The 10,772-nt window shown below is 70.2% G+C and carries 9 protein-coding genes; 4 read left to right on the forward strand and 5 right to left on the reverse strand.

What is annotated here, in order from left to right; genetic code table 11:
• Positions 1-88 precede the first annotated feature (88 nt).
• The 4 genes from AC5LSR_RS04210 to AC5LSR_RS04225 form a co-directional block, all read right to left on the reverse strand.
• Complete coding sequence (locus AC5LSR_RS04210) at positions 89-478, reverse strand: hypothetical protein (protein WP_250283138.1); 390 nt, start codon at positions 476-478, stop codon at positions 89-91.
• Entirely contained in the window at positions 475-1,683 is a 1,209-nt protein-coding gene (locus AC5LSR_RS04215; protein ID WP_250283136.1) for an AAA family ATPase, read from the reverse strand. Before AC5LSR_RS04215 ends, AC5LSR_RS04210 begins: the two co-directional genes overlap by 4 nt.
• Positions 1,680-2,468 (reverse strand): bifunctional DNA primase/polymerase, encoded by a 789-nt coding sequence (locus AC5LSR_RS04220; RefSeq protein WP_493468166.1) that lies wholly within the window; start codon positions 2,466-2,468, stop codon positions 1,680-1,682. The genes AC5LSR_RS04215 and AC5LSR_RS04220 overlap by 4 nt, the downstream gene beginning before the upstream one ends.
• Before the next feature lie 285 nt (positions 2,469-2,753).
• Positions 2,754-2,993, reverse strand: coding sequence for a helix-turn-helix transcriptional regulator (locus AC5LSR_RS04225; RefSeq protein WP_493468167.1), 240 nt, complete (start codon positions 2,991-2,993; stop codon positions 2,754-2,756).
• Between the two features lie 705 nt (positions 2,994-3,698).
• Here AC5LSR_RS04225 and AC5LSR_RS04230 point away from each other — a divergent pair.
• Positions 3,699-4,964, forward strand: coding sequence for a tyrosine-type recombinase/integrase (locus AC5LSR_RS04230; protein WP_493468168.1), 1,266 nt, complete (start codon positions 3,699-3,701; stop codon positions 4,962-4,964).
• Between the two features lie 24 nt (positions 4,965-4,988).
• Here AC5LSR_RS04230 and AC5LSR_RS04235 read toward each other — a convergent pair whose 3' ends face one another.
• Entirely contained in the window at positions 4,989-6,557 is a 1,569-nt protein-coding gene (locus AC5LSR_RS04235) for an aldehyde dehydrogenase family protein (protein WP_250283124.1), read from the reverse strand.
• A 511-nt stretch (positions 6,558-7,068) separates the two neighbouring features.
• On the opposite strand from AC5LSR_RS04235, the gene AC5LSR_RS04240 reads away from it, so the two are divergent.
• From AC5LSR_RS04240 to AC5LSR_RS04250, 3 genes are all read left to right on the forward strand, one after another.
• A complete protein-coding gene (locus AC5LSR_RS04240; RefSeq protein ID WP_250283122.1) occupies positions 7,069-7,770 on the forward strand; it encodes a response regulator in 702 nt (233 codons plus the stop codon).
• A 386-nt stretch (positions 7,771-8,156) separates the two neighbouring features.
• Positions 8,157-9,674 (forward strand): hemolysin family protein, encoded by a 1,518-nt coding sequence (locus tag AC5LSR_RS04245; RefSeq protein WP_250290499.1) that lies wholly within the window; start codon positions 8,157-8,159, stop codon positions 9,672-9,674.
• The gene (locus AC5LSR_RS04250) at positions 9,671-10,750 is read left to right on the forward strand and encodes a hemolysin family protein (protein ID WP_250284870.1); all 1,080 of its coding nucleotides are present in this window, start codon (positions 9,671-9,673) and stop codon (positions 10,748-10,750) included. The genes AC5LSR_RS04245 and AC5LSR_RS04250 overlap by 4 nt, the downstream gene beginning before the upstream one ends.
• Positions 10,751-10,772 lie beyond the last annotated feature (22 nt).

Below are 10,772 nucleotides of genomic sequence, written 5' to 3' on the forward strand. Positions count from 1 at the left end.
AGGCCGGACCATGGCGCCCGGGCCTCGGTGCCGGTGTCGCCGTCGGGACGGGGCCTGCCGGCCCATGGCCGGGCGGTTCGCGGGGCGCTCATGCGGCGGTCGCGGTCTGGTCGACGGCGGGGACGGGGATGCTGCCGAGTGCGCCGTGATGCTGGCCGGAGCATCCGCACCGGCAGGTGCGGGGAGGGGAGACGGCCAGCATGCAGCCGGCGGCGCACGCCCCGGTGTCGATCAGGGTGCGGGCGGTCGGCGGGTCGGCCGCCGGCGGGGTGATGGTCGGGACGGGCATGGTCGGGTTGCCTCCAAGTCGGCTGATCTTGCGTGCGTGGCGTGCGGCGAGGCCGGCGGTCCGGGCGCTGCGCTTCTCCAGCTCGGCAGCGCGGCGGGCTGCGTGGTGCCGTCGGGCGGCGGTGATCTGGGCTGCGACCCGGGCCTCGGACGCTGCGGCGAGCGCGGCCGGGTCGAGGCCGGGGGTCATGCTGCGTCGTCCTCGTGGGCGGGCCACGGGTCGTCCGGTGGCTCTTCGGGCAGCGGGGCGGCGAGGCTGGATGCAGACCGCCCGCCGCTCGGAACACTTGGAACACTTGGAACGCGGTAGCGACCGCGCGACGCCTTCGCCAACTTCCCGGACTTGACCAAGCGGGTCAGGTACACCCGGACCTCGCCGAAGGCCGTCACGATCTCCGAGGTCTGTACTCCGAGGCCGGTCGCGGCACTGTCGGGGTGCTTGCGGACGAACTCCAAGATCTGATTGGTCTGGTCGCTGAGATCCTGCTGTTCGGCGCGCTGCTGCACACGCTCCGCGGCCTCGGTAAGCGTCTGACCGTCCAACGTCCACGTGCCGGCATCGGTGATCAGCGCGTATTCGTTCTCTTCGATGTCGCGTCCGGTGACCTTGAGGACACCTTCGCTGGACTGGCGTTTCCGGCCCAGGACAACGATCGTGTCCGCTGCACCGGCGAGACCGTGCGTGCCGGATACCGAGTCCACGAAGTCGTCGCTCATCGCCTTGCGGTCGTGGTGGAGGACTGCGAGCGCGAGACCGGGATGCCCGTCCGTGATGCCCTTCAACGCCGAGCCGATCCGGTAGTCACGCTGGTAGCTCGATTCACCGACCATCGCGGGCGGCATCACTTTCCCCAACGTGTCGATCACCACAAATGCGGTGTCCGGATGCAGCCTCAAGAACGCTTCGATTGTTTCGATGACCCTGCCTGGAATGATCTTTGTGATGTAGTGGAACAGCACTGGGATCAGGACTTCGCCGCCGAGTAGCCGGCGGCACCGGGCCTGCATCCGGCGGTCGCCGTCCTCCAGCGCGAGGTACAGGACACGGCCCGACGTCGGTATCTCGATCGCGCCGAGGGCGCGTCCACCTTGGGCAACCGCTAGCAACAGGCCCAACGTCAGCCATGACTTGCCGGCCTTGGGCGGTCCGACGATCAACGTGAAGCCTTCGGGCACCACATCGGGCACCGCGTACTTCAGGTCCGGGAAGGTCTGGCTGTTGAGCCAGTCGCCGTTGTGGACGCCAGCGAGCAGATCCGGTCCAGCCTCGCTCTCAGGCTGTGTTCCGAGCGTTCCGAGTGTTCCAACCCGGGCGGGGGGCTGGTCGCGCGCGATCGGCTCGCTTGCCTTCTGGGCGGCCCGCACGATCTGTTCGGCGGTTCCGCGGGTCGTCAAGCGGTCACCGCCCGGCCGTCGAGGGCGGAGCGGACGGTGCGTGCGGCCTCGCCCGGGGGCAGCCCGGCCGCCTCCGCTGCCCGCAGCAGGGCGTCAACGGCGGTCGTGTGGTCGAGGCGGCCGGCGGCGGCGTGCTCGGCCGCACGGGTACCCGCCCAGTAGAGGCGGTCGTTACGGGTCCCCTCCGGGGCGTCCGACACGACCCGGACCAGGCCGACCAGCAGACGATCCGCAGGCACCGGAGGCAGCGCACGGGATGGCCGGCGTGCGGGCGGTGTGGGGGTAGCGGCCTCGCGCAGCCAGTCCGGCAGCAGGGCGAGCGGAGCCCGTGCCGCCCACGCGTAGCGCCGGCCGGAGCGGTGCAGCGACGGCGGAGCGAGGACCATCCCGCCCGTGCCGCGGACGTCGATCCCGGGGCCGAGCAGCCCGGCGCTGTTGCGGACCCCGGGGGCCGGCCCGGCCCGGAACCACAGGTGGCGGCCTCCGCCGTCTCGGCCCGTCGTCACGGCGCAGGTGGTCACCTCGCCGTGCTCGGCCGTCAGCGCGGCCCACGACTCCGCCCCGACCGGGCCGTCGATGTCGATGACGACCAGAGCGGACGGGCCGCAGGAGATAGCGACCGATGCGGCCGGCCACCGGGCGTACCAGCCGGTGATCGTCTGCGGGTCGAGCGTGGCCTCGGTGCTCCATCGAACAAGTGGCGACTTCGACCCCGGCCGAACCGGGAACACCGCCATCCCGCGGGCGGCCAGAGCCAGCGCCGAGCGCCCCGTCTCGCTGGTCATCTGATTGTCTGCCCGGCGCGGGCGATCTCGGCTGCGCGCCGTCGGGCCTCGTGCGCCCGTTCGTCCGCGCGGGTCCGGAGCGGACGGCCGCCGGCCATACGCCGGAGCCGTCGCCGAGCTCCGGCGACGGCCGGGCGGGGGCTCTGAGGCAGGGACTGCTCGGTCCCGGCGCCAAGGGTGGATACCATCACAGGTGACCTTCCGTGGAGGTCGACGGGTAGAGGGCGGAGCCGGCGTTGGGGCGCTGGCTCTCGTCATTTGTGCTTGTTTTGCTGATCGGGTAGGTCATCCCTGCTCCGCGTACAGCCGTGCGATGTAGGCGTCGATGTCCGACTGGGCGTAAAGCAGCCGTCGGCCCTGCTTTATTGCCCGAGGGCCTTGCCCTCGATGCCGCATGTTATAGAGGGCGGAAACCGTAGTCCGGAGCTGCTCGGCGGTTTCGGCGGCGGTGCGTAGCGGCCCGGGCGGGGCGAGGGCAATGCTTTTGGCGAGGCGGCGGGTGCTGGTAACAGCGGTGCGGGTCACTGGTTCTCCGCATGCTCAACGGGGAAGAAATGTTGGTGGGTGTCGCGAGCCTCTGCGAGGTCCCGGCGACACCGATGACGCTACTCGCTCCGCAGGGCAAGTCGGACCTAGCGGTGTTTCAGATTCCCGCAGCAGACCTATGTTCTGCCGCGTTCTTACACCGACCGTAGCCTTCACTAGCACATCAAGAATGCGGTTGGGTTCGTGAGTCTCGTGAGGTCTGGGTGGCTACAGACACCGGCTGACTCCGGCCAGGTCCGGCCAAGTCGGGGGACTCGGCGGGTGTACAAGACGGCGTGTTCCATCCACGCTCCCAGCGTTTACTACGGAGCGTAGCTGAAAGCTGTGACGCGGATCACTTTGAATCGGCCAGTGGCGGTCCTCGGACACGGGTTCGGACACAGACTCTCTGGCCTGCGAGAACTCGTGCTGCTACTCCGGAGTAGCGTACAGTGCTCGGCCTCTCGGATCGCCGGATCGGCTGCTACGACCGGCAGCCCCTACAGGGCGACCGCCAGTACGCCCCACGGGGCAAGGCGCCACGGGACGCTATATTTCCGGTGACCTTACTCGCGAATAACGACGGGGGAGATTAGAGATGCGCGTGAGAAAGGCTCGGCGAAATTCTGAAGGCCAAAGGCGGTCATAGTGGCCCGGATCAAGGACCGTTGGTTCAATGCGAAGAAAGGCCCTGACGGCGAGCGGGTGAAGTCCGCGCGATACGGCAAGGGTGACCGCTGGCAGGTCGAATACGTCGACGACATGGGCCAGAGTAAGTACCCTACGTTCGCGCGCAAGGTCGATGCTGAGAACTGTCTCAATAGCGTTGAGGCGGACAAGCTTCGCGGTACCTACGTCGATCCCGTCAAGGGGCGGACGCTTGTCCGCGGCTACGTCAGGGACACGTGGCTACCTGCGCAGGTGCAGCACGCGCCGAACACGGCGGCCCGGACGGAGACGATCCTGCGGGTTCACATTCTTCCGGCCTTCGGCGACGCTCAGCTCGGCCGTGTCCGGCGAAGCGCGATCCAGGCGTGGGTCACCGGTCTTACCGAGACCCACGCGCCGGGCACGGTCCATCAGATCTACACCAAGCTCAGTGGGATTTTCTCCGCAGCGCACGAGGACGATCTGATCCCCCGTAACCCCTGCCGGAACATCAACCTGCCGGTCGTGACCAAGACGCGGGTTACACCACTGCCGGTGCTGGCCGTCGAGGCGCTGATCGACGCGGCGCCGGACTACTGGCGGGCCGCGGTCGTCCTCGGGGCCGGGTCCGGCCAGCGGGAGGGGGAGGTGCTGGGGCTGACTCTGGACCGGGTTGAGTGGCTGCACCGGCGCGGCCGGGTCGACCGGCAGGCCCAGAGCCCGGCAGGCAAGGGTCAGCCGCACCTGCGTCCGACCAAGACGCCGTCGTCGGACCGGCTCATCCCATACGGGGACACCGTCATCAACGCCTTGGCCGCGCACGTGAAGGCTTACCCGCCCGAGCTCGTCGAGGTCGACGAGTACACGGAGCGGGTGAAGGGGGCGAAGCCGCGGCGGGTTGCGGTGCGCCTGCTGTGGGTGGGTGAGCGGCGGGGCGGCGTCGTCCGCGCAGGCGTGTTCAACGCGATGTGGACGAAGATCGTGAAGCGGGCCGAGGTGGCGTTACGGGCGCGGGCGGTCAAGGAGAAGACAGCCGGGCATGACGACCTGGCCGGGCAGTACGAGGCGGCCGCCGACCGGCTTGCCGGCGGCGCCGACTTCCACGAGCTTCGCCACTTCTACGCCTCGCTGTTGATCGCGTCCGGGGCGAACGTGAAGGTGGTTCAGGCCCGGCTCGGCCACAAGAGCGCGACGGAGACGTTGGATACGTACGGTCACCTGTGGCCAGACTCCGAGGAGGACACCCGGAAGGCCGTCGACGCGGTGCTCGGTGCCCTGCCCGGCGCTGGAACGGCCCAGAAACGGCCCAGCGTCGGGGGATGACCGGTGAACCCCTTACACCGCAGGCTATGTCTCCGGGTACAGCGAGTAGCCGGGGAAGTTGCCGTACAGCCGCTCCCCGGGGTCGCTGCCCACGGTGACGGCGTGCACGAGGTGGTCGCCGCCGACGAAGGCCCCCTTCCAGGACGCGCCGCGGCCGCCGAACGGCTCGTCCCGGTCGCCCCGGGACCGCGGCTTGTTGATGCCGATCTTGAACGCCCGGATCTCGCCGCTGAGCCGCTGGGCGAGCGTCTCGTCGTCGCAGGCGAGCGAGGCGACCAGCGCACCGTTGGAGGCGTTCATCGCGGCGAGGAGCTCGGCCTCGGAGTCGACCACCACGATCGTGTCCACCGGGCCGAACGGCTCGGCATGGTGCAGCGCGCACGACGGCGGGGGAGCGAGGATCGCCACCGGCGGCACGTAGGCCGAGGTGTCCTGCCCGGGCACGAAAGCGCCGTCGGCGATCGCCCCCCGGTACAGCGGCACACCGCCCTTGCTGATCGCCTCGTCGATCTTCCTGGCGAGCTCGGCGGACTTCCCCGCGTTGATGACGGGCCCGTAGTCGAGTTCGGGCAGCGGGTCGTCATCGTGCGCGACGGCCAGCGGATGCCCGAAGCGCACCGATGTGACCACGGGCAGGTAGGCCGCGAGGAACTGGTCGAAGAGCTGGCGCTGGACGACGTAGCGGGGGTACGCGGTGCAGCGTTGCTTGCCGTACTCGAAGCCCTTTTTCAGGTGGCTGGCCAGCAGGTCCCACTGGGAGAACTCCCAGATGCCCCAGGTGTTGAGGCCCTCCTGCTCCAGGAAGTGCCGTTTGCCGGTGTCGACGAGTGCCGCGGCGACCTGCCCGCCGGCGGAACGCCCGCCGACGAACGCCAGGCAGCCGATCTCCGGTGCCCGCACCAGCGCGCTCGACAGCCGGGAGCCGGACCCGGACACCAGCGCCACCGGGAGCCCGGCGCGGTGCGCCAGCGCGCAGGCGAGGGTCAGGCAGGCCGCCCCGCCGTCGGTCGGGGTCTTGGCGATCGCGGCGTTGCCGGCGAGCACCTGCACGAGCATGGCGTGCATGAGCACGCTCATCGGGTAGTTCCAGCTCGCGATGTTGCTGACCGGGCCGGGCAGCGGGCCGCGCCCATCGATCATCCGGTCGATCTCCTCGAGGTACCAGCGGACGCCGTCGAGCGCGCGGTCGACGTCGGTGCGCGCCAGCCGCCACGGCTTGCCGATCTCCCAGACCAGCAGCAGCGCGAGCAGGTCGCGGTGATCGTCCATGGCGTCCACCGCGGCGGTGACCCGCGCCCTGCGCTCGGGGAGCGGTACGTCCCGCCAGTGTTTGTGGTCGTCGAGGGTGGCGCGGATCGCCTCGCGCGCCTCGTCCGGTTCGATCATCGGCGGGCCGGCGATGGGCGAGCCGTCAACCGGGGTGACGCTGCGCAGCGGCTCTCCGGTGCGGCGCCACTGGCCGCCCCACAGGTTGCGCAGCCGGTCCGGGCCGAAGGCCTCGGGCGCGGCCTCGTGGCATCGGGCGTACGCCTCGGACCAGCTGTTACCAGGCTTGACGTGACGATGGAACGTGTTGCGGGAAGGTGTGACCATGACCACAGGCTGCCCGTGATCGGCCCTGAGCGCTACCGGCGCCACACCGCGAAGTGCGAGCGGCCGGGGCTCGGCCGCGAGCGGCGGGTGGCATGCCGGGCGTTCGGGCAACGGCGGCGAGTATCGTCATCTGGGCGTCCAAAATATTACACAGAGTAGTTGTTGCGACGGCGGGCTCGGTGCCGAGCTCACTCTCGTGGGCCTGTTGGCCATGGTCGCGGGCCCGTTGGGGGATGTGTCATATGCCCAGTTCGGGGTTGATGATTCGCCCTCTTCGCGGGTATGGTGACGGTGTGTCGTCAGCGTCATAGCAAGCGCCGTAGCAGGAAGGCGGCGCGTATCATTCCGATATGTCGGAAGCGGTATCCGTGCATGACTCGATCGGTGCCGGTGTGGAGACACGGCTCTGTGTAAGTACCCCATCACATAGAGTGGGCACATGCGTCGATCGCAGCTCGTCCGCCCGGCAGCCCGTTGTTGGACCATCCGTGCCAGATAGCTCCGATCTGTGATGATGATTGGTGTTCTGCCACCTGTGGCACCTCAGTCCGAGCCCATCCGGGTGCTCGTGGTCGACGACCATGAGCTGTTCCTCCAGGGTCTGGAAACCGTTCTTGATCTTGAAGAGGACATCACCGTCGTCGGTCGCGCCGGCGACGGCCGACAGGCCGTCACGATAGCCACGGGAACCACGCCGGACATCGTCCTGATGGACGTCCGGATGCCCTACCGCGACGGCATCGACGCGGCGAGCGCGATCAAGCGTGAGGTGCCGACCGCGAAGATCGTTATGTTGACGGTCAGCGACGACGAAACCGATCTTTTCGAGGCGATCAAGGCGGGGGCGGTCGGTTACCTCCTGAAGTCCATCCCCCCGCACGAGGTGGCCAGCGCGGTCCGCGCGGTGCACAACGGGCTGAGCCTGATCAGCCCGTCGATGGCGTCCAAGCTCATGGTCGAGTTCGCCGCGCTCGCCCGTGGTTCCGAGGACCGGCCCAGCCGGGTGCCCGCACCCCACCTCACCGCCCGTGAACTGGAGGTCCTCAAGCTGGTCGCGGAGGGGCGGGCCAACCGGGAGATCGCCCGGAAGCTGTTCATCAGCGAGAACACGGTCAAGAACCACGTCCGCAACATCCTGGACAAACTGCAGCTGCACTCGCGGATGGAGGCTGTCATGTACGCCGTCCGGCAGGGCCTCTTCGAGATCGAATAGCGCGGGGCCGAACAGGGCGGGGCCGGCCAGGGGCTCCCCCTGGAGCGTGTTGGTGAACCGTGTTTTCCGCGCGCTTCCGGGCCCCGCTCCGCGGGCCGGCCGTCATCGTGGCCGAGGCGTCGCGGGCTGGGGGAGCGTGGGGGCACGTACGGCGCGCGGGCTGCTCCGACCTGTTCGGACGGCTGTCCAAGGCGGCCGGACGCGGGCATCCTGGTGATGTGTACGTGCAGGCGCCCCGCGGGAGCACTCGGGCACCGCCGGTGGGCCGCCTTCCCGCCCGCGGCGGGTTCTGTCACGCCTACCTCCGAGAGGGCCATGCCTAGTCCCGATATACCCAGTCATAGTCCGACGCCTGCCCTGGACCGGGCCGACCTGGGCAGGCGACAGTGATCGAGTGGCTCCTCATCCTGATCAGCGTTGTGCTGGTCGGGGTCTGCGGCGTTTTCGTCGCCGCCGAGTTCTCCCTGGTGACGGTCGACCGGATGACCGTCGAACGTGCCGCGGCAGCCGGTGACCGCAGGTCCGGAGGCGTCCTCAAGGCGCTCACGAAGCTCTCGACCGAGCTCTCCGGCGCACAGCTCGGCATCACCATCACCAACCTGGCGATCGGGTTTCTCGTGGAACCGGCGATCGCGCGCCTGCTCCACGGCCCGCTGAAGGCCGCCGGGATACCCGCGGGAATGGCCACCGGCGTCGCCGTCGCGATCGCCGTGCTGCTCGCCACGGGCGTCACCATGATCTACGGCGAGCTCGTCCCGAAGAATCTCGCGGTGGCCCGGCCGCTGGCGACCGCGCGGATGGTGCAGGGGTTCCAGCGGGGGTTCAGCCGGGTGGCCGCCTTCCTGATCCGCCTGCTCAACGGCGCCGCCGAGGCTCTGCTGCGGCGGCTGGGCATCGAGCCGCAGGAGGAGCTTGCCTCGGCCCGCTCCGCGCAGGAGCTGTTCTCCCTGGTCGGCCGGTCCGCGGAGCAGGGCACGCTCGCGCCGGAGACCGCGACGTTGCTGCAACGCTCGCTGGCGTTCGGGCACAAGCAGGCCGCGGACGTCCTAACCCCCCGGGTCCGCATGTGGACGGTCGGGGCCGGTGACCCGGTCAGTGAGGTGATCGCGCTCACCCGCCGGACCGGGCACTCGCGTTTCCCGGTCGTCGGGCAGGACCTCGACGACGTGGTCGGTCTGGTCCATGTCAAGCACGCGGTCGCCGTCCCCGAGGACGACCGGGGCGTCGTGACCGTCGGCGACGTGATGGTCCCTCATCTGAGCGTGCCGTCCACGATCGAGCTCGACCCGCTGCTGGAGACGCTGCGCCGCGGCGGGCTGCAGATGGCGGTCGTCATCGACGAGTTCGGCGGCACGGACGGCCTGGTCACCATCGAGGACCTGATCGAGGAGCTGGTCGGCGACGTCGTCGACGAGCACGACCGGGTCGGGCTGCGCGCGGCCCGGCGCCGGGACGGGACGTGGCTGCTCTCCGGCCTGCTCCGCCTCGACGAGGTGGCGCAGACCGTCGGCGTCCACCTGCCGGTGGACGAGGCGTACCAGACGCTTGGCGGGCTTGTCGCCGACCGCCTCGGCCGGGTGCCGGTCGCCGGCGACGCGGTCGAGGTCGACGGCGTCACCCTCACCGTCCAGCTCATGGACGGCCGCCGGGTGGACCGGGTCCGTCTGGTTCCCGCGCACGTCCGTGCCGACGGCGAGCCTCCAGCGGATGGCGGCTCTTCTACGGCTCCTACGGGAGGTGGCCCTCCCGCGGGCGGCGAAGCCCCCAGGGATGAAGCCCCCAGGGATGAAGCCCCCAGGGACGGTGGCCGTTCCGCGGATGACGACCGTTCCGGGAACGGCGGCCGTCCCGGGGGCGGGTGGTGCGGCTCCGCCGCCCCGGACGCGATGGGGGCGCTGCGGTGAACGTCCCGCTCGCGCTCTTCCTCACCGTCGTCCTGCTGCTCGCCAACGCCTTCTTCGTGGGAGCCGAGTTCGCGCTGATCTCGGCCCGGCGCAGCGCTATCGAGCCGCTGGCACGGGCCGGTTCGGCCCGTGCGCGGATCACGTTGCGCGCGATGGAGGAGGTCTCCCTGATGCTGGCCGGCACCCAGCTGGGGATCACTGTCTGCACCCTGGGGCTCGGCTCGCTCGGGGAGCCCGCGGTCGCGCACCTGCTCGAAGGCCCGCTCGAGGCGGCCGGGATGCCGCACGCCCTGCTGCACCCGGTCGCCCTCACCGTCGCCATGACGGCGGTCGTGTTCCTGCACGTGGTCATCGGCGAGATGGTGCCCAAGAACATCGCCCTGGCCGGGCCGGACCGCGGCGCCCTGCTGCTCGTCCCGCCCCTCGTCGGCATCGTGCGCTACCTGCGCCCGGCGATCGCGGCCCTGAACGCGGTCGCCAACCTCAGTCTGCGCGTCGTCCGGGTGGTGCCGAAGGACGAGGTGGCCAGCGCCTTCACCCGCGACGAGGTCGCCGGCTTCGTCGAGGAGTCCCGCCGGGAGGGGCTGCTCGACGCCGACCAGCACGGGCTGCTCTCCGGGGCGCTGCACTTCGACGAACGCAGCGCGCGCAGCGTCCTGCTGCCTCTCGACAGCCTGGAGACGGTCGAGGCCGGGGTCACCCCCCGGGGGGTGGAGGCGATGGCCGCCCGGACCGGCTTCTCCCGCTTCCCGGTCCGGGCGGCCACCGGCGAGCTCATCGGGTACCTGCATCTCAAGGACGTCCTGGAAACCAGCCCGCGCAAGCGGGCGGCGCCGGTCCCCACCAAGTGGGTCCGCCCGCTGGCCAGGGTCGGTGCCGACGACCGGCTCGCGACGGTGCTCGCCACGATGCAGCGCAGCGGGGCGCACCTGGCCCGGGTCACCGACCAGGGAGGACGAATCCTCGGGGTCGTCGCGCTGGAGGACGTCCTGGAGGAGCTTGTCGGCGAGATCCGGGACGACAACCAGCCGGCCGCCCAGGCGGGCAGGCTCTCGGGTGACTCGGCCCTCGGGTGACCCGGCCCTCGGGTGACTCGGC

The organism is Protofrankia sp. CiP1_Cm_nod4, assembly GCF_982290645.1.